The sequence below is a fragment of the Hwangdonia sp. genome, from assembly GCF_048381975.1.
Taxonomy (GTDB): domain Bacteria; phylum Bacteroidota; class Bacteroidia; order Flavobacteriales; family Flavobacteriaceae; genus Hwangdonia; species Hwangdonia seohaensis.
In genome coordinates this window covers 154357-176561 of sequence record NZ_JBLWYT010000007.1, presented here as the reverse complement: position 1 = coordinate 176561, position 22205 = coordinate 154357, and the positions used below count along the sequence as shown (strand labels likewise).

17 protein-coding genes are annotated in these 22205 nt (G+C 36.3%); 6 read left to right on the top strand and 11 right to left on the bottom strand.

Features of this window, described 5'->3' with window-relative positions:
- Positions 1-403: 403 nt before the first annotated feature.
- On the bottom strand, positions 404-2155 hold the full coding sequence (locus tag ACN5J7_RS13290) for a hypothetical protein (RefSeq protein ID WP_418604284.1): 1752 nt from the start codon (positions 2153-2155) through the stop codon (positions 404-406).
- Between the two features lie 147 nt (positions 2156-2302).
- Here ACN5J7_RS13290 and ACN5J7_RS13285 point away from each other — a divergent pair, with 147 nt between their 5' ends.
- The 3 genes from ACN5J7_RS13285 (at position 2303) to ACN5J7_RS13275 (ending at position 6189) form a co-directional block, all read left to right on the top strand.
- Positions 2303-2818: an RNA polymerase sigma factor gene (locus tag ACN5J7_RS13285; RefSeq protein WP_418604283.1), complete on the top strand. Its 516-nt coding sequence runs from the start codon at positions 2303-2305 to the stop codon at positions 2816-2818.
- 124 nt (positions 2819-2942) lie between these two features.
- Positions 2943-3839 (top strand): FecR family protein, encoded by an 897-nt coding sequence (locus tag ACN5J7_RS13280; RefSeq protein ID WP_418604282.1) that lies wholly within the window; start codon positions 2943-2945, stop codon positions 3837-3839.
- Complete coding sequence (locus ACN5J7_RS13275; RefSeq protein ID WP_418604281.1) at positions 3832-6189, top strand: TonB-dependent receptor plug domain-containing protein; 2358 nt, start codon at positions 3832-3834, stop codon at positions 6187-6189. Before ACN5J7_RS13280 ends, ACN5J7_RS13275 begins: the two co-directional genes overlap by 8 nt.
- Before the next feature lie 103 nt (positions 6190-6292).
- Here the strand turns inward: ACN5J7_RS13275 and ACN5J7_RS13270 are convergent, their stop codons facing one another.
- The 5 genes from ACN5J7_RS13270 to ACN5J7_RS13250 form a co-directional block, all read right to left on the bottom strand.
- Positions 6293-7651 carry a pyridoxal-phosphate dependent enzyme gene (locus ACN5J7_RS13270; protein WP_418604280.1) on the bottom strand — a complete coding sequence of 453 codons (1359 nt, stop codon included), beginning with the start codon at positions 7649-7651 and terminating at the stop codon, positions 6293-6295.
- A 276-nt stretch (positions 7652-7927) separates the two neighbouring features.
- Positions 7928-9163 (bottom strand): ABC transporter permease, encoded by a 1236-nt coding sequence (locus tag ACN5J7_RS13265; protein WP_418604279.1) that lies wholly within the window; start codon positions 9161-9163, stop codon positions 7928-7930.
- A 161-nt stretch (positions 9164-9324) separates the two neighbouring features.
- Positions 9325-10152, bottom strand: a complete 828-nt coding sequence (locus ACN5J7_RS13260) for a glycerophosphodiester phosphodiesterase family protein (protein WP_311942622.1) — start codon at positions 10150-10152, stop codon at positions 9325-9327.
- 43 nt (positions 10153-10195) lie between these two features.
- Positions 10196-11032, bottom strand: a complete 837-nt coding sequence (locus ACN5J7_RS13255) for a sterol desaturase family protein (protein ID WP_418604278.1) — start codon at positions 11030-11032, stop codon at positions 10196-10198.
- Positions 11033-11073: 41 nt separating this feature from the next.
- A complete protein-coding gene (locus ACN5J7_RS13250) occupies positions 11074-11568 on the bottom strand; it encodes a YkgJ family cysteine cluster protein (RefSeq protein ID WP_311942973.1) in 495 nt (164 codons plus the stop codon).
- 73 nt (positions 11569-11641) lie between these two features.
- Here ACN5J7_RS13250 and ACN5J7_RS13245 point away from each other — a divergent pair, with 73 nt between their 5' ends.
- A complete protein-coding gene (locus ACN5J7_RS13245; RefSeq protein ID WP_311942616.1) occupies positions 11642-12343 on the top strand; it encodes a class I SAM-dependent methyltransferase in 702 nt (233 codons plus the stop codon).
- Here ACN5J7_RS13245 and ACN5J7_RS13240 read toward each other — a convergent pair.
- The 5 genes from ACN5J7_RS13240 to ACN5J7_RS13220 all read right to left on the bottom strand — a co-directional run bounded on the left by ACN5J7_RS13240 (position 12340) and on the right by ACN5J7_RS13220 (position 20397).
- A complete protein-coding gene (locus tag ACN5J7_RS13240; protein ID WP_418604277.1) occupies positions 12340-13140 on the bottom strand; it encodes a hypothetical protein in 801 nt (266 codons plus the stop codon). The genes ACN5J7_RS13245 and ACN5J7_RS13240 overlap by 4 nt on opposite strands.
- A 69-nt stretch (positions 13141-13209) precedes the next feature.
- On the bottom strand, positions 13210-14823 hold the full coding sequence (locus ACN5J7_RS13235) for an amidohydrolase (protein ID WP_418604276.1): 1614 nt from the start codon (positions 14821-14823) through the stop codon (positions 13210-13212).
- Between the two features lie 71 nt (positions 14824-14894).
- The gene (locus ACN5J7_RS13230) at positions 14895-15473 is read right to left on the bottom strand and encodes a DUF1287 domain-containing protein (RefSeq protein WP_311942607.1); all 579 of its coding nucleotides are present in this window, start codon (positions 15471-15473) and stop codon (positions 14895-14897) included.
- A 56-nt stretch (positions 15474-15529) separates the two neighbouring features.
- Complete coding sequence (locus ACN5J7_RS13225) at positions 15530-17257, bottom strand: TonB-dependent receptor (protein WP_418604275.1); 1728 nt, start codon at positions 17255-17257, stop codon at positions 15530-15532.
- 98 nt (positions 17258-17355) lie between these two features.
- Entirely contained in the window at positions 17356-20397 is a 3042-nt protein-coding gene (locus tag ACN5J7_RS13220; RefSeq protein WP_418604274.1) for a tetratricopeptide repeat protein, read from the bottom strand.
- Positions 20398-20625: 228 nt separating this feature from the next.
- On the opposite strand from ACN5J7_RS13220, the gene ACN5J7_RS13215 reads away from it, so the two are divergent.
- On the top strand, positions 20626-21309 hold the full coding sequence (locus ACN5J7_RS13215) for a cell division ATP-binding protein FtsE (RefSeq protein ID WP_418604273.1): 684 nt from the start codon (positions 20626-20628) through the stop codon (positions 21307-21309).
- A 2-nt stretch (positions 21310-21311) separates the two neighbouring features.
- Positions 21312-22205, top strand: a complete 894-nt coding sequence (locus ACN5J7_RS13210) for a glycosyltransferase family 2 protein (protein WP_311942594.1) — start codon at positions 21312-21314, stop codon at positions 22203-22205.

Genomic DNA, 22205 nt, shown 5'->3' with positions numbered 1-22205 from the left:
AAAGGAATGTTTTTTTAATACGTTACAAATATTCCAGCTGGCTGCAGGCATTACTGCGGACTGGTGCGTTAGGGATAGTAGTGGAAAGCCCACAGCGAGGCACGAGCGAGGACTTGTAGCGGATAGCCCGACCACTTGCCCTGAGCGCAGCCGAAGGGTTGTGGTAACGCCCAAAAATAAAACATATCTGGTTTTAACAAAAAAAGCTGCCAAAATTTAATTTGACAGCTTTTATAAAGGAAACTTACTTATTAATTAACCTAACCAACCGAAAAGAGGGGTTTCCTTTTCACCAAAAACATAATAAATTCGATAGATTTCTTTATTTTGTTTCCCGTTTACACGGGAATGGCAGTATTAATTGAAACCTCGGAACTAAAAGTTCCGAGGAAACATTCTTCAATTATTCTTTTTTCTCAAGGACTAATATGCGTTCTATTTCTCCGTTTGCGCTTAAATCTTTCAACTCGATTCTATTTTGAGTGATTTCGGCAATTTTCCATCTGTGGTTTAATACTTGAAATGGCGGCTCGATACCATAATGCATTCCTAAATGCAGGCCTTCGTGTCGGTAAGCCAACCAGTTACCATCAATGATTCCGTTGTTTGGATCGGTTACCTTAATCCAACCGTTTTCCAAGAAATCGATGGTGTACATAAAGTAATCTTCTGTTTTATTTACATCGCCATCTTTATATAAAGCAACTTCCCACTCCCATGTTAACAGTACATCTTCAATATAGTTTATATCGTCGTCGCCGTCTGGACAATGTCTTCTCAATATCATTTGGTTGTTCTCGTTTTCCAACTTAATCAACCCTGGCTCAAGGAACGTGATTAACCATTCTAGTTTTAAGTTTGGTCTGTCTTGTAAAAAGATTTGCAAAAAGAACCCTGAGTTTCTAACTCCAATTTCGTATTCTCCAGAAACAAACTCACCATTAATACGTATTTTAACAATGTTATTTGCAAAGAACTTTAATGGGGTGCCTATATAATCTTTCTCATTATTTGTACCATCAACCTGTAATCTGGCAACTCGCCATAAACACTCTTGCAAGTAGTTTTCTATACGCTCTTTGGTTATATCAATAACAACATCGCAGTTCTTTTTCATGATGATTCTGTTACCACCTTCTTCGTACAGTTTAATTTTACCGTATTCGATATCGTAAACAATCCATTCTAAAGTAAAGTCTGCCAAGGTGTCGAATTCCATTTTTAAAAGCGCACCTCTTTTGGTTACACGTGTACTCCAAGTACCGGTTAAGATATCGCCATTTCTAGCTCGCATTCTAACAACACCATCTTCTTTAAAGTTTAACGCATACTCTTTATACGCTACCGTGTTATCTTGGTTGTTTCTTTTAAACTCGTGTACAACCCATGGGCAAATTTGTAAATATTCGTCTAAACGTTCTTTTGTAAAATCGTCGTCGCCATAATCGTTATCATCGTCTTCATCACAGGCATCTTTTGCATCGTTAATAGTGTTTTCCAACTCTTCGTTATTATTAACAACTACTTCTGTGCCATCGGACAACAACATAGTTACCGGAAAGTTAAGACTAGCTAAAAAATCTGAATTTTTAACACGTTTAAGAAATTTATACAACTGTCTGTCGTTTTCAACAGTAATTACATCAACAACCTGGAAGTTTACATCGTAAACCGAAAACGAAATGGGGTATTTAAAATCGATACATTCTATATCGTCGTCGTTTTCATTTTCACCTTTACATTCATCAACAAATTCTTTTAATTCGGCGGCATTGTTGATTACAATATCGTCGTGTTCCTCAGTTATGATTGTAATGGGAAAGATAATTTCCAAATAATCGTCGTCTTCTTCAAACTCATTAAAAATGGCCTCGATAACTTTATAGTCTTCTTCCGAATCTATTATAATTTCAAGTCCGTTAACCACAACAGTTACTGGCAATTCAATTGACAAACAACTGGCGTTATCAATAATATTGTCTTTAGAACCGTCCATTTTAGAAGCGGAACTCATTAAAGCAGTTAATGGAGAACTTGCTGAAAGCGCTTCGGAATCGGCAGGTGGTGATATTTCCACAACTTCCTGCTGACAAGACGTAAACATTAAAAGAGCAAAAAAAGGTAATAGTAATAATGTACTGATTTTAGTTTTCATAATATTGGAATTTGGGTTAAACATAGCATTTTGATTATAAAACAGGATAACTTTAAAAATTCCTACCCCCAACAACGAGAAATTTCAAAAAAAACCAAAAACTAAATTCCAAAAAAGCTATTTTAGTGGCACCAACTACCAATAATAATGAGCAAACAATTACATGAAAATATTTGCGAAGAGCGTATTTTTTCATCTATTTTTAATAAGCACGCTAAAGATTTACACAACTTTTTATACTATAAGTTTGGCGAACTGCTAAACCCAAAAGATAAAGTACAGGAAGCTTTTATTAAGTTATGGCAAAACTGCGCAAAGATCTCGCCCGATAAAGCCAAAAGTTTTTTATTTACCACCGCCAATAATTTAATGTTGAATGAAGCGGCACACCAAAAAGTGGTTTTAAAGCATCAGCAAACGAAACCCAAAACATACACCAATGAAAATCCTGAATTTTTAATGCAGGAAACAGAGTATAATGATAAGCTACAAAAAGCGATAGCAAATTTAACCGAAGCCCAACGTGTTGCTTTTATGATGAACCGTGTTGAAGGGAAACGTTTTAAGGAAATAGCGGCACTTTTGGATATATCGACCAAGGCGGTTGAAAAACGTATTTATGGGGCGTTGAAAAAGCTGCGGGAGGACATTAAGGAACTTTAAGTTCGAAATTTTGAGTTTAAAGTTGTGCAACAAACTTTGAATATAAAACATTGAATTTTAAACTTTTTTTTAAAGTGGGTAGGAAAAAACAAAAGTGAACTGTTATATAATTGAATAAGAAATCATGAACAGAGAAGAACTCATATCGAAATGGTTAGATAACAACCTAAATCCACAAGAACTTGAAGCGTTCAAAAAGCTTGAAGATTATGATGATTTAGTAAAGTTAAACACCAGCGTGCAAGCTTTTAAGGCTGAAGATTTTAATACGTCTGCCGAATTAGAAAACGTATTATCTAAAATTAAAAGCACTAAAAAGCAAACAACGCATTGGATAAAACCATTAATGCGTGTTGCTGCTATACTTGCCGTTTGTTTTGGTTTATACTATTACACCACTACTTTAGACACGACGATTACTACCGAATTTGCCCAAAAAACAACTATAGAATTACCAGACGCTTCAAATGTTTCGCTTAATGCAAAATCGTTGTTGGCTTTCAACAAAAAAGATTGGAAACACGAGCGCGAAGTCGAGTTACACGGCGAAGCTTTTTTTAAAGTTGCCAAAGGCTCAAAATTTCATGTTATCACAAAATCAGGAACCGTTACGGTTTATGGTACTCAATTTAATGTAAAACAACGGGACAATTATTTTGAGGTTATTTGCTACGAAGGATTGGTTGGGGTTACGTACAACTCTCAAGAAACAAAATTAAATCCGGGAGACCGTTTTTTAATTATCGATGGGAAACTAATTGCTAAAGAAAAAGAAAACCGCACAACTCCTTCGTGGTTAAATAACGAAAGCCAGTTTGAAAGCCTGCCTTTTAAAGAAGTTATTGCCGAATTTGAAAGACAATACAACGTTACATTTGACGTTACCAATGTGGACATCAATCAACTATTTACCGGTGGTTTTCCGCACGATAGTTTAGATATCGCCATAAAAAACATTACCTTACCTTTACAATTAACACATAGTAAAACCAACAATACTATAACATTAAAGCGTGAGTAGAAAAGGTACAGGTTCTATCTTTATACTATTGTTTTTTTTGAATGTGGCGGCGTTAAGCGCGCAAAACGTTCAAAAAGAAAAACACTCACTTGTTGTTGTTTTAAAAGTTATTGAAACACGGTACAACATTAGTTTTTCTTATGCCGATGCCACTATTCAAAATAAAAAAACAACCATTCCCGATGAAGGCTTATCTTTAGCCGAGGTTTTAGAAATTCTTAAAGAAGAAACCGCACTGGATTTTGAGCTGCTAAGCAATAGATTTGTGGCCATTAAAGCCGGTAAACCCCTCAGTATATTTAATGCAACACAAAGGCTCGATGAAATTGTAATAACCAATTATTTAACCTCGGGTATTACCAAATTAAATGATGGCATTATTACCATAAAACCCGAAACCTTCGGTATTCTTCCGGGTTTAATTGAGCCCGATGTTCTGCAAACCATCCAATCGCTTCCAGGAGTTTTAAGTATTGACGAAACCGTGTCGAACATTAATATCCGCGGCGGTACGCACGACCAAAACCTTCTGCTTTGGGATGGTATTAAAATGTATCAATCGGGGCATTTTTTCGGATTGATTTCAGCGTTCAATCCGTACACAACAAAACAAGTAAACGTTTCTAAAAACGGCACACCTGCAAAGTATGGCGATGGTATTTCCAGTATTATCGATATGCAAATGCCCAACAAAATAGACAACACATTTAAAGCCGGTGGCGGATTCAACTTGATTAATGCCGATATTTTTGCTAAAATCCCGCTAACGCACAATACCGAATTGCAAATTTCCACCCGTCGCTCGGTTACCGATTTGATTGCAACACCAACTTACGATCTTTATAAAAAGCGTGTGTTTCAGGATTCCGATTTAACCAATTTCAACCAAAATGACAATGCCATCGATAAAAATGAGGAATTCTACTTTTATGATATTACGGCCAAATTTCTATACGATATTACTAAAAAAGATAAAATCCGACTTCACTTTTTAAACGTAAACAACAAATTAAATTACGAAGAACAAGCCAATATTAATGATAGAAACGAGGCTTTAAACAGCAAACTGTCGCAGCAAAATCTGGCTTTGGGATTTTCGTACACCAGAGATTGGAATTCCAAACTTGCTACAACGGCCCAAGTAAATGTTTCCAATTACGATTTGGATGCCACCAACTTCGATATTATAAATAACCAACGCTTAATTCAGGAAAACAAAGTTATCGATGGTTCTGCAAAATTAGATATCGATTACAAACACAGCAACCTGCTAAAATTCAACGGTGGTTACCAGTTTATTGAAGTTGGCATTAGCAATCTTGAAGATGTTAATAACCCTGTGTTTAGGAGTTATATTAGAGATGTGGTGCGCAGTCATGCGCTTTATGCCGAAACTGCCTTTTTATCAAATGATGCCAAAACCAATTTAAAATTTGGAACCAGATTAAACTACTTTCCCAAATTTGATAAAATGATTAGCGAACCGCGATTAAGCCTTAGCCAGCGGTTTTTAAACCATTTTAGATTTGAATTATTGGGCGAACTTAAAAGCCAAACAACCTCTCAAATTATCGATTTGCAAAACGATTTTTTAGGGATTGAAAACCGACGATGGATTTTATCGAACAACAACCCAGAGGTTATAACGATTAACAATAAAAAGATTCAACCTGTCCCCATTTTAAAAAGTAAACAAGTATCGGTTGGTTTGCATTACAATATGAACAAACTACTCATTAGTGCCGAAGGCTATCTTAAAAAAGTGGATGGTATTACAACACGCAGTCAAGGTTTTCAAAACCAATATCAGTTTGTAAACAGTATTGGAAGTTATCAAATTAAAGGTGTCGATTTTTTAATAAACAAGCAATTCAGCCATGTGGTCAGCACTTGGCTAAGCTATTCTTACAGCAAAAACGATTATACATTTCCTAATTTAAACCATGGTATTTCGTTTCCTAATAATGCCGATATTCGTCATGCTTTGGCGCTTTCGGGTATTTATACTTATAACGACATTAAATTGGCTTTGGGCTTAAATTGGCATTCTGGAAAACCAACCACGTTGCCAGATTATGCAAATGATAATCCGGACGACAATACCATTACCTACGCCACACCAAATGGCAGTAATTTAAATGATTATTTACGTGCCGATTGTTCGGCGACTTATTCACTTGAAGTGTCCGATACAGCCACAGCTATTGTTGGTCTTTCGGTTTGGAACATTTTTAACCGAAAAAACATAATCAACGCCTATTATACTTTAGATGGAGACAACAACATTGTTCCCATTGAAAATATATCTTTAGGGATAACGCCAAATGTGAGTATTCGGGTTAGTTTTTAGAACAACTTACTCCGGTTTTAATCATTACTGAAAATGCTATATCAAATTGCTTTTTTCAAGTTTAATTGGTTAAAATGAACCAATTAAACAAAATACTTAAAAACTACAACGCACTTATAATATCATACTTTGTAATAATTTGATGTGTACCATCTTCCAGTTTTACCAAAACCGCATTATTGTCTCTATTGAATAGTTTAGAAATATCTTCGATGGCCGTCGATTTGCCAACTACCGGAAACGGTTTGTGCATGACATCTTTAATGGGCAAATCTGAAATATCCTTATTTTCGATATACATGCGGAGTAAATCGGCTTCGTCGATGGCGCCCACAAAACCTGTAGAATCTTCAACGGGTATTTGCGATATTTTATATTTTTTCATGCGCTCGATGGCATGCGATACCAATTCTTCGGTTTTAACGGTTACCAAATCTTGAGCTTCGGTACTTTTAACGAGGTCTTCGGCTGTGGTAATTTTGTCTTCAATAAATCCGCGTTCGCGCATCCACTCGTCGTTAAACATTTTACCAACGTAGCGGCTTCCGTGATCGTGAAACAGAACTACAACCACATCGTCTTTTGTAAAATGCTCTTTTAATTGAAGCACGCCTTTTATGGCAGAACCCGCCGAATTTCCTAAAAACATACCTTCTACTTTGGCCAGTTTTTGGGTGTAAATCGCCGCATCTTTATCGGTTACTTTGGTAAAGCCGTCAATAAGGCTAAAATCTACATTTTCCGGTAAAATATCCTCGCCAATGCCCTCGGTAATGTACGGATAAATCTCATTCTCGTCGAACTCTCCGGTTTCGTGATATTTTTTAAACACCGAGCCATACGTATCTACGCCCCAAATTTTAATATTCGGGTTTTGTTCTTTTAAATATTTACCAACGCCAGAAATAGTGCCGCCCGTACCTACGCCCACCACAAAATGGGTGATTTTACCATCGGTTTGCTCCCAAATTTCCGGTCCCGTGCTTTCGTAATGCGCTGCGGCATTACTGGGGTTGTCGTATTGATTAACGTACCATGAGTTTGGGGTTTCTTCGCTCAATCGTTTTGAAACCGAATAATAGCTTCGTGGGTCGGTGGGCTCAACATTGGTGGGGCACACCACCACTTTTGCGCCAACTGCACGTAAAATATCCATTTTTTCTTTGGATTGTTTATCGCTAATTACAAAAACACACTTATAACCTTTTACAATGGCTGCCAAGGCCAACCCCATGCCTGTGTTTCCCGATGTGCCTTCAATGATGGTACCACCGGGTTTTAAGCGTCCATCGGCTTCGGCATCTTCAATCATTTTTAGTGCCATTCTATCTTTTGTTGAATTGCCCGGATTGAAGGTTTCGTATTTTGACAGCACCAAACATGGCAAGTCTTTGGTTAAGGTGTTTATTTTTACCAAAGGTGTGTTGCCAATGGTTTCCAGTATGTTTTTAGCGTATTTCATTTCTGTTTTTATATTTTTTAAGGTGCATGTGGTCGCCCTTGAAAAATTCAACTGTATTTTTGAATCTTAAATTCGGCTCGATTCGCAATGTGCTTTTGTTATGCAAATTTAAGGTTTTGCTACGACTATTTTTATAAGTTAATGTTAATACTAAATTTTAATGTTTGTTCTGCTTTGCGTTAGGGATTGATGCGGCATCCTTTTTTGAGGCACGAAAAAAAGATATAGCGGAAAGCCCGACTTTTTGTTTTTCTCAAAAAGTAACGCCCAAATTAATTATTCGAAACGCATGGCTTTTACGGGCGATATTTTTGTGATGATGTACGAGGGCACCAAAAGCATGAGCAAACACAGGATGAGCGTGCCGATGTTTAGGGCGACAATGTAGCTTAAATTGATGTAAACTGGGGCTTCGGTAACATAATATATGCTTGGGTCGAGCGACAACAGTTTAAAGTATTTTTGCGCATACAATAGGGCCAGACCTATTATATTTCCCCATAACAAGCCCAACAAAATAAGATAGGAAGCGTTGTAAATAAACAGTTTGCGGATGCTGAAATTGTTGCTGCCCAAGGCTTTTAAAACGCCTATCATTTGGGTGCGTTCGAGTATTAAAACGAGTAGTGCGGTAATCATGTTAATGCCCGCTACGAGTATCATGATGCCGATGATGCCGTATATGTTTTTATCGAAAATCTTGATCCATTCTAGAATGGAATAGTATTTATCGGCAATGGTTTGCGTGTTTAATGTTGAGGGTGTGTTTTTATATATTTCGATGCCTTTTTGTTGAAGCTCGCCATAATCATCTATAAAAATTTCGAAACTGCCAATTTGGTCTTCTTTCCATTTATTGATGCGTTGCAAATGCCTAATATCGCCTATTAAATAGGTGGCATCGAAATCTTGAAAACCGGAGTTGTAAATGCCAACAATGTTGTATGTGATGATGTTTGGGAGTTTGTTTGGGTCGTCTTTTTTAAAAATCATTTGAAATTTATCGCCCAACTTAAACTGCAAGCGGTTTGCCAAATATTGCGATATTAAAACCTCTTCGTTGCGTTTTCCGCTATAATCCGGTAATCTGCCTTCTATTAAAAATTCCTGAAAATAGCTCCATTTATAATCGTTTCCAACGCCTTTTAAAACGGCGCCCTCGAAATCGGTTTCGGTACGGATTACACCAAACTTTGTGGCCACGGCTTGAATGTGATCGATGCCTTCAACCGATTTAAACTCGGGATAAAACTCTTGGTTTTTGGATATTGGGAATATACTTTCTTGCGAATTGTTGCTGTCGTAATTGGTAATATTTATATGCCCGTTAAACGCCACGACTTTATCACGGATTTTTTGCTGCAAACCAATGCCGGTTGCAATGGCAATCATCATAACTATGATTCCTATGGCTATGGCTGCGATACCAATTTTTATAATGGGTGCCGATATGCTGCTTTTATAGGCTTTGCTACCAATAATGCGTTTTGCTATAAAAAACTCGTAATTCAATTTATATGACGACTTTAAATTCGTTCAAAAATACAGTTTTATTCCCGATAATTATCGCGATTTTTTAATGATGATTTGTCGTGCTTGTAAGCTATAAAAAAACAGAAACCATTCGATGCTTTTAAATTTTTGAGGTGATGGAATTTAATCGAACGATGCAATTATTTTTCGAGTAAATTTATCAAAATATCGGGGTAATCCGTGATGATGCCATCTACTTTAAAATCAATTATTTGTTGCATATCTGTTTCGTTATTCACCGTCCACGGAATCACTTTAAAATTTTCGACTTGCAAATTTCTAACGGTTTTAGCATCTAAAAGTTTGTAATACGGACTTATAATTTCCGGTGCATAACTCATTTTATTCATTTTGTTCCAAATATCTTCATTTTCATCCACTAAAAGCGCCACTTCCATTTTTGGCGATTGCTTTTTAATTTCTTCTAAAACACTTAAATCGAAGCATTGCAAATTGGTTTCGTTAAACGCATTATTGTTATTGATAACCTTTAAAATCAAACGGACAAAATCTGTTGGATTGGGCGTAAAAACAGAATTGTATTCGGGAAGATATTTTATTTCGATATTGAATTTAATATTAGGATTTAATTTTTTCGATGCTATAATAACCTCGCTTAAAGCCGGTTTATTGGTTTTTATTTTTTGTTGATTTGGGAATCTTGGATGGTGCTTTGTACCGCAATCAAACTGCTTTATACTATCAAAAGTCATTTGATACAGATTGTATTTTTTTTCGTCGGTTTTAGGTATGTCCAAACCATTCGCATCTAAACAAATAACGCTATTCATATAAGGTTCGTGCGACACAACAACTATATTGTCTTTTGAAATTGCAACGTCCAACTCCAGTGTTTGCACGCCTAATTCGATGGCTTTTTTAAAGGCTTCCATCGTATTTTCGGGCATTAAACCTCGGCAACCGCGATGCCCTTGAACATCTATACTTTTGGATTCGTTACAGTTCATAAAAAAATTACAAAAGAAAATAATTAATACAATTCTCAATTTATCAATCATCAAGTTTAGCGGTTGGTTTTCTGTATTTCTGAAAGGGTTGCTTCAACAAATCCTTAATATTGCTGTTTTCTTTTTCATCGGGAAACACATCAACGCCGTACACAATTTTATCGGTGTCCAGTTCCATATACGTGCCCAATAATCTGTCCCAAACCGAAAAAATATTGCCGTAATTGGAATCGGTGTACGGCATTTTATAATGATGGTGCACCTTATGCATATCCGGGGAAACAAGCACATAACTAATAAGTTTATCAACCTTTTTTGGCAACTTGATGTTGGAGTGGCTAAACTGTGTGGCAACAATGGACAAAGACTGATACAGCATAACAATACCAATGGGCGCACCAATTATAATAACACCTATTAAGGTGAATAGGTAACGAATAACACTCTCAATGGGATGGTGCCTGTTGGCTGTTGTGGCATCGACTTTATGGTCGGAATGATGTACCAAATGCACCATCCACAACGGCGGAACTTTATGCTCGATTAGATGTGGCAAATAGGCTCCGAAAAAATCCATTAACAATATACCTATAAAAATATAGAGCCCCAGAGCCATGTCAGGCAACCAGTTTAAAATGCCAAAATTATTGGCGAAAACCCAATCGGATGCCATTAATAAAAGGAATGCCAAAGGCAAATTAACGAGTATGGTAGTTATGGTAAAAAAGATATTGGGAACGGCGTGTTTCCATTTTTTATAGTTGAAATTGAATAAGGGTAGAGCACCTTCTAAAAGCCAGAAAAATGTTAAACCTCCAACAATTATAAGTCCACGATGTAGTGGCGGAATGGTTTCAAAATATTGTAATAGGGTTTCCAATAGAGTAAATTTAGATATTAAATATAGTAAAAAGTTGGAAGTTAAATCTTAACTCTTTTTTTCATTTCCTCAACAATATTAAAAGCCGCCGGACACATCGCCACATTTTTTAACGTGAGATTGGAAATCTGCTGAAACTTTTTTCTATCGGTATGCGGAAACTCTCGGCATGCTTTTGGGCGCACCTCATAAATCGAGCAATAGTTATCGGCGCCCAAAAATGCGCAGGGCACCGTTTGCAACACATAGTCGTTGTCCTCATCAACGCGCAAATACTGCTCAATAAATTGCTGTGGTTTTTGTTTAAAATGTTTCGAGATTCTACCAATATCTTTATCGGTAAACAATGGGCCCGTTGTTTTACAGCAGTTGGCGCAGGTTAGGCAATCGGTTTTTTCAAACTCGGCATCGTGCAATTCCTGCATCACATAATCCAAATTTTTTGGTGGTTTCTTTTTTAGCTTTGCAAAGAATTTTTTGTTTTCGTTATGCTTATCTTTGGCGCGCTTTGGAAGGCTTTCTATTTTGGATTCAATATTCAATATTCGATGGTTATAATTGGAGCTAAATTACGAAAACTATGCAACACAGAATTTTAAACTTTAAACATTGAATTTAAAAGACCTTTTCGGAAACGCTTTATTGGATTACCAAAACGGAAACTACTCCGAAGACATTATGACTTCAACCAGTATTTCTGATGACGATGTATTGCCTCTACCCTATTTGTTTCGCGGTTTTAAAGACATGCCAAAGTTGGAACAAAAGGCTTTAAAACTTGCAAAAGGTTCGGTTTTGGATGTGGGTTGTGGCGCCGGAAACCATAGTTTGTATTTACAAGAAAAAGGTTTAAAAGTGAAAGCCATAGATGTTTCAAAAGGTGCTATCGACGTGGCGAAACAACGCGGTGTTTTGCATGCCGAAGTCAAAAATATTATAGATGAAACCGGGACATTTGATACCATTTTATTATTGATGAATGGTACCGGGATTTTTCAAGAATTGGCACAGGTTTCAAAATACTTAACGCATTTAAAACGTCTTTTAAAACCTAAGGGACAAATTTTAATCGATTCGTCGGATATTAAATATATGTACGAAGACGAAGATGGTGGTTTTTGGCAAAATATAAATGCAAATTATTATGGGGAACTCGATTATTTTTTGAGCTATAAAGGTGAAAACGAATACCCCATGAAATGGCTGTATTTAGATTATAACACCTTGTTAACTGCTTGCACTTCTGTTGGGCTTCAATGTGAATTGATTTTTGAAGGTGAGCATTTTGATTATTTGGCGCGGTTGGGTTAAAATTGATTATGCTTTTTTAATTTCGATATTATTTTGTTAGTGTTTTCCGGATAAACTATACACCCTTGACAATGTCTTATGTACGGAGAATACTTAATTATTTCCTGGACTCTATTTTCTATTTGTATTACTTCAGTGGAGTCAAACTTTAACTTATTATTATAAAAATATTCAATAGCCATCATTCGTGAAGCCGGGTTTTTACTATACAAAAAGTAATTGCAGTTTTCTGAATTAATTAATTCGTCAAATAACTTTCTATTGTTTAATAAACTCATACTATTACCACAATAATCACCAAAAAAAATACCACTAAAAGGGCTCATAACGGCATTAAATTCTGGAGATTTATCAACTTCAATTCCGGGCAATGGACTTTCTGCATTCTTATGGTTAAATTTAATTGGACTAACCTTAAAATCATCATCAACTCTAAATATTTTAGACAACTTCTTTCTATAAATCTTTTTTAATCTCTTTGACTTTTTGGGTATTGAAGTCGAAATAGTGTAAGCAACGACTTTGTTTTTATAATATAAAATTTGATAATCAAAAGACATGCTGCCTGCTCCCTTCCCACTCTCTTTAAATTCATAGCCAAACCCTAGATATTCTCTTTTTTTATCATTTACTCCTAAAGTTATAAGTAATGTATCGGTTGAAATGTTATAAGCATTAGCTAGCTTATCAATAAAAGATGTATCAGCTCTTACATAATATTTTTCAACTTCTGTTTTTTGGGCATGAGAATTCCCGAAAAACCGAGTAAGTATTAAGAATATGATTAATCTTTTCATTTTTGGAATGAGAAGTAAATTAGTAAAACACCACAAATAATATTCCGAAAACAAGTTCCTAAACATAAATCACATTTTCTCCCCATCAATAAACGTACTAATCACTTTAATATTTGGGATTTCAGAAGCTTCAACTTCCATTATATTTTTATCCAGTATTATAAAATCGGCAAATTTTCCGGCTTCAATACTGCCCTTTTCATCTTCTTCAAAATTGGAATAAGCTGCCCAAATCGTCATGCCTTTTAAAGTTTCTTCTCTACCCAATCCATTTTCAATTTGATAGCCATTTTCCGGATAGCCTTTTAAATCTTGTCGTGCAACCGCTGCGTAAAAGGTGTAAAACGGACTCACATGCTCCACGGGAAAATCGGTTCCCAATGCAATTTTTCCGTATTTATTTAGTAAATCTTTATAAGCATACGCACCTTTTATGCGTTCATTCCCCAACCTATCTTGGGCCCAATACATATCGCTTGTAGCGTGGGTTGGCTGCACCGACGGAATAATATCATCAAACAAATTAAAATCCTCGTGCGAAATAACCTGAGCATGTTCTATGCGCCATCGCCTGTCTTTTTTCCCTTGTAAAACGTCTTTATAAACGTTTAATACCGCATGATTTGCAGAATCGCCAATGGCATGGGTGTTCATTTGATATTCTGAATTTGCAATAGCTTTCGCCGAAGCCTTAAAGGTTTCCAAATCGGTAACCGCTAAACCCAAATGCCCGGGTTTGTCGCTATACGGTTTTCGCAACAACGCGCCTCTGGAGCCCAAAGCGCCATCGGAATAAAACTTAAACGAACGTACATTAAGTTTTTCGGTTTTTATGATTCCCTTGTTTAAATAATAATCCAAGTTTTTCTTTGAGGCCGAAACCATGGCGTAAACACGCATTTTTAAATCGCCCGCTTGTTGCAAGCTGTCAATTACCTCAATAGCTTCAATACCCAACCCCGCATCGTCAACGGTGGTTAATCCATAGTCAAAACATATTTCTTGGGCTTCCAATAGGGCATTTGCCATGTCTTCGCGTGATGGTTTTGGCCAATAATTAAGCACCAAACTTTCGGCATTATCAACTAAGACTCCTGTTAATTCGCCGTTTTCAACAACCACTTCGCCACCATCAATTTTACTGTTTTTAGTAACCTTTCCTAAATTTAATGCGGCTTGATTACAGAGTATCGCATGCCCATCAATTCGGGTTAAAGAAATTGGGGTATCTGGAAATAAGGCATCCAATTGTTTTTTATTCGGAAAGACTTTTTCGTCCCAATCGTTTTGGTCCCATCCGCGGCCCTTAATAAATTTTAAGTTATGCTTTTTTTGAAAATCGACGACACGCTGTACAACCTCATCAAAACTGGTTGTGCCCACCAAATCGACTGCTTGCTGATTAAATCCTAAACCTAAAAAATGGCAATGCGCATCGATAAATCCTGGAACAATGGTTTTTCCTTCGGCATCTATTGTTTTTGTGGCTGCGTATTTTGAAGCTATGGCTTCGGAATTTCCAACATCAACAAATTTTCCATCTTTAACGGCAAAAGCTGTTGCTGTTTCAAAAGCCTTGTTTACGGTGTACACCTTAGCGTTGGTTACGATTAAATCTACCTGACGTTTTGTTGAACAACTAGCTGTAATTAAAGCGAATAAAATAACGATTAGTTTTTGCATGGTTTGTATTTTTTATAAAAATAAAAAAAGCGTTCATAACCGAACGCTTTTCTGTGCTATTATTCTTTATTCTATTTTACAAACCGATAGTGGCCTATGATTTTAAAACTAAAAAGGCAATCTTCCAAAACTTGTCCACTGCCAATATTATGAACGATTAAATGGCGTTTTCCATCGTTCGATTTTTTATTGACCACAATACCAATGTGCGATGCAGCATCTTTTAAATCCCAACACACCACATCTCCGGGTTTATAATCACTGGGGTTATTGGTGATGGGTTTTTCAGCACCTTGGCGCTTAAAATAAGTCATTAAATTGGGCACGCGTCGGTGGTCAATATTTTTATCGGTTGTTTTTAAGCCCCATATTTTTGGGTACGCATTGAAGTTAGCCTTCATGTCTTCGTGGACTTCCTTTTGTAAATCGACACCCAATGTTCTGTACGCTCTAATGACTACGTCTGTACAAACCCCTTTGTCGTTTGGAACGTCACCATTTGGATAATCGATTGAAAAGTAACTAGGATCGTAGGTTACTTTTTGATGCGTTAATTCCAGTGCAGCTTCGGAAAGATTTAATATTTGAACTTCACTTTGTGAAATGCAAAGGTTGAAGGATAAGAAAAGTATGAAAAGTAGGTTTTTCATAAAGTATAAATTTCAATTTAAAAGATTACCACGTCGTTACACTCCTCGTAATGAAATTAAAAATCAAACTTAAATGTAGCACCAGCCAAAAACTGAATGCTTTGCACCGGGAAATTTTGCCAACGTTGATAGGCTTTATTATTAATATTATTGGCTTTTGCGAATACCGAAATTTTATCATTAATATGATAACCCAAATGTGCATTGGCATCAAAATAACTTTCAATAACCATGGTAAACGGCGTTGTTACCGTTACGTCATCATTTAAATAAAATTGATCCTTACGCTCGCCGGTATAAAATAAATTGGCGCCGGCAAACCAGTTTTCGTCTATTTGATAGTCTAAAAACAGTGTGCCTTTAATATCTGGTAAATTCCAAGCTTCAGCTTCGTTATTTGTAGTGTATTTAAAATATTCAGCTTTTATTCCGAGTTTAAAATTTCGGTTAACATCCACATTAATCTCTCCGGCAACACCAAAGGTATCCACGTTATCATACACCATTCCAAAGGAATTTCCGTAAGCATAATTCTGATTTGTCAGCGTTATTTCATTATTTCTAAAGAGCGCTTTATTTCTGTCGGCCAAATAACGTCCGCTAACGTTATAACTCATATTGCTGGACAATTTCCCTTTTAAACCAATGTATGCGTTGTATTGCTGATCTGTGGGCATTACCACTAAAGTTGGTGACACAAACGGGTTTTCGATGGCAAATCCGTGGTATGAATTTTGAATTAACTCGCCTTGAATACCGCCATAAGCAATCAACACATCGTTAACCAATCGGTAAGTTGCGGTAATGTTTGGGTATAAATAAAAGTTGTTTTCCTTGGATTCCGAATCTCTTAAAAAGGACACCGAAATGCCCAAATTAAGCGTTAAATCGTCTTCTTTTAATTGATATGTCGGGGAAGCCCCTATTATAAAATTGCCGTGTTTTAATTCAGTATTCGAACTGTAATTTCTATCAAAAGTGCCATTTATATAATCGAATTTAAAATCGGTTGAAATTTCTTCGCCGTTAATGGGTATATCGATTTTCGTCTTGGCGATAAATCGGTTTTCACCAGATCCTTGGTTATCTCCAAAGCGTCTGAAAAAGAAGCTTCCGGAATTAATATAGGTGTCTTCGAATGTGATATCGCCACCAAAATGCGCGCTATAAAACGAGTGGTCTACATCAATATTATTAGCTTGTGCATCGGCCAGTTGAGATTGTGGCACACCGTACCAGTTGTACATTTGTTGCTGAAAACCACCTTCAACATGCCAAGCTAAATCACGTAATCGGCTGGAGTAATTCGCATTGATTTTAGTGGTTGAAAAATTACCATCGAAAGCCAAACCATCAATACCACCCTGAGATGAATGATGGCTCACGTAACCGCCCACACTCTCGGTTCTGCTAATGGCGTGGTTTAAATAGACTTCGCCTAAAATAGTGGTATAGGTGCCAACGCCCAAAGTGGCGTAATTATCGTATAATTTTACTGGTTTTGCCTTTTCAACAACCGCAGCTTTTCCTTTTGCCGGCGTAAATGTTGAGGCCACCGGAAACGAAAAAATATTGTATTTAATTTCCTTTTTTGTTGCGGTTTCTTCGTCGTCTAACGACGGAATTTCTTTGACTTTAAAGGCATCGGAAATTGAGGGTGTGTATGGTTTAACTACATCAATTACTCCTGTAGTGATGGTATCGTTCTTTCTGTTTTGTGAGAAAACAGAGGTTATACTTAACGATGCAATTACTAATATAATGTATGTTGTGTGCTTTCGCATATATTTTAATTTTTGATTTACGATTGACGTTTTATGATTTGCTTTAATGTGCTTCACTTCGACCGCGCTCTGCATGACACTTCTAACTTCTAACATAATCAGTTTTCATCAGTTTCAATGGATGAATTTGTTTTGGCCTCTTCTGCTTTTATTTGGCGCAATTCTTCTTGGGCCTCTTCAACAACATCATCAAATTCCGCAAAGTTTTCAATAACGCTTTCTAAAATATAAGTGGCTTGAAACGCATCTTTTAAGGCGTAATAATTTTTCGCCATCAACACCAATCCTTTGGCACTGTAATATTTATAGCCTGAAAAATCCTTGGCCAATTTTTGAACCGATTCGTTTGATGCCGCATGTTTGCCTTCTTTATTTTTAAAATACGCATTGTAATACAACGCCTCTGCCGCAGTTTCACCTGTTGCCACTTTTTCTACTTTTGCAAAAGCGGATTTGGCTTTATCTTCGTCGCCCGTTTTAATGGCCGAACGTGCAATTATAATATGTGCATCACTTTTAATCTTATTGTCGATTTTTGCATTGGTCAGCACTTTTTCGGCGTAAGACACGGCTTCATTGTAATTATCCAATTGATAATGGGCCTTCATTAAATTAGATTGTGCAAATACCACGTTTTGCGGGAAGTTGGCTTCGGTTTCCAATCGCAACAATAACGGAATGGCTTGGTCCCAACTTTTGCTTTCTAAATAATACTGCGATAAACGCGATAAGGCTTCCTCGGTATATTCGCTTTGCGATGCTTCAACAATGTATTTATAATGTGGTGCCGCATTGGCCAATAAATCTTTTTTGTAATACAGTTGGGCCACATAAAAGTGTGCTTGTAACGCATAAATTCCGTTGGGGAACTCATTTAAATAGCCATTAAATTGTTTGATGGCCTTATCGGTATTATTATCCAAATATTGTTTTTCGGCCGCTTCGTAAGTGGCATTGTCCAAATCGGCATCGGTAACCTCAACATAATCCAAGGTTTTTACCCAACGTGCATAATCGTCAACCCGACCTAAATCGATATAAATTAAACGCGCTGTGGACACCGACTGAACCGCTTCAGGTGTTCCAGGGTAATTACTGGCAACATTTTTAAACTTGCTTAGTGCTTCTTCGTTTTCGCTGTCGTTATAATACACCAAGCCTTGACGCAACAACGCTTTTGGCACGAAAGAACTCATTCTGTACTCGCTACTCAGGCGGTTGTATATGTTCATTGCCTTATTTTTTTCGTTTGCCTTTACATAGGAATTCCCCAATTCGTACATGGCATCATCACGTAATTTAGACTTCGGATAGGTTTCAATAAACTGTTCTAAAGCTGCTATTTTTTTTGAAGATTGCCCGGTATAGCCCACACTAATCGCTTTTTGAAAAAATGGGTAATCGGAATCGATTTCATTCATCTCAATTGCTTTTTCGTATGCCTTAATAGCATTGCCATAATCGCTAGACACAAAATGCCCGTCGCCTAAACGTAAATACGCATCGTTCAGTCTTACTTTATCGTCTTTTTTATTGGAGATGAACTGATTGAAATGCTTTATAGCTTGCGGATAGTTTTTTTGTTTGAAATAAGTATAGGCCAAATTATAATCTATATTCTCAATTTCAGGCGTTGAATCAGACGATGACTGCTGTTGAAACTGCTTATAGCCTATCAAAGCATCGTCGTAATTTGTTAAATTATAATCGGCTTCGGCTTTCCAAAATGTTGCCCTAGCCGTGTATTTTGGGTCTCGTGGCTCGCTTAAAGATGCATCGAAAAGCGATTCGGCTTCCAAGTATTTTGTTTCGTTGTATAATTCAACACCTCTATAAAACGCTACTTTTTGATACGCTACTTTATCTTCAAAACTCTTTTTACCCTCCAAAAGCTTTAGGGCTTCTTTGTAGTTTTTAGACGTAATGTACGAATCGATCAAAAGGGTTTCAATCTCCTCTTTATAAGGTGTGTCTGGGTATTTATCTAAATAACCGGCTAAAACTTGTGGCGCCGATTGATACGGATTACCAATTTCGTAACTGATTTTTGCATAATTTAACCACGCATCTTCTTGAATTTTTAAATCGAAATTCATTTGCGAGGCATTTCTAAACGCATTTAAAGCTTCCTGCTTTTTATCTAAATGAATATAGCTTTCACCCAAATGATAATAGGCATTTTGGGCAATGGCATTAGTTCCGCCAACTATTTTATTGAATTCTGAAATGGCATTTTCGTAATCCTTTTGTTTGTAATACGCATATCCCAATTGGTAAAAATCGGTGTTATTCCATTTTGCCGTTCGTTCCCGTTTTCCTTTTTTACCCTTATAAGCGGTTAAATACGGAATCGCCTCGGCATACTTTTCTAAATTAAAATAACTTTCGCCAATAATTTTAGAGAGCTCAGATACTTCGGCTTCGTCGCTGGTGTCCAATCTGTCTTTTGCCAGCTCGATAGCCTTTTCAAATTTTCCGAGTTTAAAATGAAGGTCGGCTTGATAATACGACAGCTTTTCTTGGTAACGTTCTTGGTCGCTTACTTGATCGAAATACTCATTAGCCTCATCGTAATCATCCCCTTCATAAGCCATAAAACCTAAATAATACTTGGCCTGCGAACCGTATTCTTGAGAATTTTCAACCCGGGTTAAATACTTTTTTGCAACCTTATATTGTTTCACCGAAAATGCCGAATAGCCGTTGTTAAAATTGAATTTTTCTTTTTCCTTTCTGGCAAGGGCGCCTTCGTTTACTTTATCGTACCATTTTCTGGCGTGCGGATATTTTCCGTTTGTAAAATAATAATCGGCAACATCAACAAACGCTGTATTGCGCTTGGTACTAGTGGGATAGTCTTTTACAAAATCCTCTATAAGCTGATCGGCATTTTGCTGATTTAACCTAACGGCGCAATTGGCTATGTAATAAGCACATTCGGATTGCAAAAGGTCTTCTTTTGCGTCCTTTTTAACGCTTCTAAACAGTGACTGTGCAGCAAGATATTGTTGATTGTTAAACAGTGAAAGTGCTTTTTGATAGTCTGCCATATTACTGGTGTAAGTTGCAGACTGTTGTGCCATGATTTGGAAACTAAAACTTATGGCTACCAAAAGGAAAACAATATTATTTTTAGTCATTAACGATTCGTTTTTTAATTTAAAATCAAAGATAATTGAATATGAAACTTATAACGTAATAATCGTGCCATAATTATAAACCGAGTTATTAAATATTGAAAAAGACAGAAGACTGAAGGTCGAAGCACGCAGTTTTAAATGCAACTATATTAAAGTTTTTGCGTTTAGCTTTTCACTTTTAACTTATTAATAATACATTTACAACACTTTAAATTTACACCTATTTTTATGTCGAAACCTATTTTGCAATTAAAAGATGCTTCTATTTACCAAGGCGATAGTTTGGTGCTTGCTAACGTTAATGTTGAAATTAACAAAGGTGATTTTGTGTATTTAATAGGAAAAACCGGCACGGGAAAAAGTAGTTTTATGAAAACACTTTATGGCGATTTGCCTTTAACCGAAGGCGAAGGACATATTGTAGATTATAATTTAAAGACCCTAAAAGAAAAAGAGATTCCGTTTTTACGACGGAAATTGGGCGTGGTTTTTCAGGATTTTAAATTATTAACAGATAGAACCGTAAACGAGAATTTACTGTTTGTTTTAAAAGCGACGGGCTGGAAAGACAAAAAGGAAATGGAAACTCGGGTTGAAGTCGTTTTAAATAAAGTGGACATGAAAACCAAAGGGTTTAAATTCCCGCACGAACTTTCCGGTGGCGAGCAACAGCGCATTGCCATTGCAAGGGCTTTACTTAACGACCCGGAGTTAATATTGGCCGACGAGCCTACGGGTAACTTGGATCCACAAACCAGCGTTGAAGTGATGGAGGTTTTACAAGACATCAATAAAAACGGCAACACCATTTTAATGGCCACCCACGATTATGCTTTGCTACTTAAATACCCAAGCAAAACGCTTAAGTGCGATGAGAATGCCGTTTATGAGGTGGTGCAGCGGAAGGGTTAATTATGCTTTCAATACTAATTCCAACATATAATTATGATATTGTCCATCTTGTAAATGACATTCATGAGCAAGCGACTAAATCTAATATTGAATTTGAGATCATAGCATTAGATGATGTATCAAATGCTGATACCATAAAACAAAACTCTAAAATAAATGTTTTAAAGCATACGCGTTATCTGGTATCCAAAACTAACGGAGGAATAGCCGTTAATAGACAATTGCTTTGCGATAAAGCAAAATTTGATTGGATTTTATTGCTCGATGCCGATATGAAATTAAAAGACCCTCTTTTTATTTCAAATTATATAGATGCCATTGAGAGAAATTATGAAGTGATTTTTGGTGGTATCAAGTATGAGAATGAAGCACCTGATTCTAAAATTCTACTAAGATGGAAATATGGCGTTCATTGTGAGGCTATTGATGCAAAAAAAAGAAATAAAACACCTTATAAAATTACATCTGCCGCTAATATGCTTATAAAAAAAGAAGTTTACAAACGTTTTGGTTTAAATAGTATTGGACATTCTTATGGAATGGATATCTTTTTTGGTCCTCAATTGAAAATTAACAACATTCCTGTTTTACACATTAACAATGAAGTTTTTCACTTAGGTTTAGAAAGTAGTAAAACTTATTTAAAAAAAACAAGACTAGCGGTAGAGACGCTTTTAAGGTTAAATCATACCAAAAAGATTAAATTACACGAAAATGATTTACTTAAAATTTTTGTTTTGTCTAAAAAAACAATGTTTAATTATGCTCTTTCTTTGTTTTTTAAGCTTTTCGAAAATACAATGACAAAAAACTTACTTGGTAAAAGTCCTTCAATTAAATTGCTTCAGCTTTATAAAATAGCCTATATGTGCCATTTTGATTTAGAAAAAGAATGA

Excerpts from the sequence above, each read along its gene's own strand:
- ACN5J7_RS13235 (WP_418604276.1), bottom strand. The coding sequence starts at position 14,823 with ATGCAAAAACTAATCGTTATTTTATTCGCTTTAATTACAGCTAGTTGT.
- ACN5J7_RS13280 (WP_418604282.1), top strand. The coding sequence starts at position 2,943 with ATGAACAGAGAAGAACTCATATCGAAATGGTTAGATAACAACCTAAAT.
- ACN5J7_RS13285 (WP_418604283.1), top strand. The coding sequence starts at position 2,303 with ATGAGCAAACAATTACATGAAAATATTTGCGAAGAGCGTATTTTTTCA.
- ACN5J7_RS13215 (WP_418604273.1), top strand. The coding sequence starts at position 20,626 with ATGTCGAAACCTATTTTGCAATTAAAAGATGCTTCTATTTACCAAGGC.
- ACN5J7_RS13210 (WP_311942594.1), top strand. The coding sequence starts at position 21,312 with ATGCTTTCAATACTAATTCCAACATATAATTATGATATTGTCCATCTT.
- ACN5J7_RS13220 (WP_418604274.1), bottom strand. The coding sequence starts at position 20,397 with ATGACTAAAAATAATATTGTTTTCCTTTTGGTAGCCATAAGTTTTAGT.
- ACN5J7_RS13290 (WP_418604284.1), bottom strand. The coding sequence starts at position 2,155 with ATGAAAACTAAAATCAGTACATTATTACTATTACCTTTTTTTGCTCTT.
- ACN5J7_RS13240 (WP_418604277.1), bottom strand. The coding sequence starts at position 13,140 with ATGAAAAGATTAATCATATTCTTAATACTTACTCGGTTTTTCGGGAAT.
- ACN5J7_RS13225 (WP_418604275.1), bottom strand. The coding sequence starts at position 17,257 with ATGCGAAAGCACACAACATACATTATATTAGTAATTGCATCGTTAAGT.
- ACN5J7_RS13270 (WP_418604280.1), bottom strand. The coding sequence starts at position 7,651 with ATGAAATACGCTAAAAACATACTGGAAACCATTGGCAACACACCTTTG.
- ACN5J7_RS13260 (WP_311942622.1), bottom strand. The coding sequence starts at position 10,152 with ATGAACTGTAACGAATCCAAAAGTATAGATGTTCAAGGGCATCGCGGT.
- ACN5J7_RS13230 (WP_311942607.1), bottom strand. The coding sequence starts at position 15,473 with ATGAAAAACCTACTTTTCATACTTTTCTTATCCTTCAACCTTTGCATT.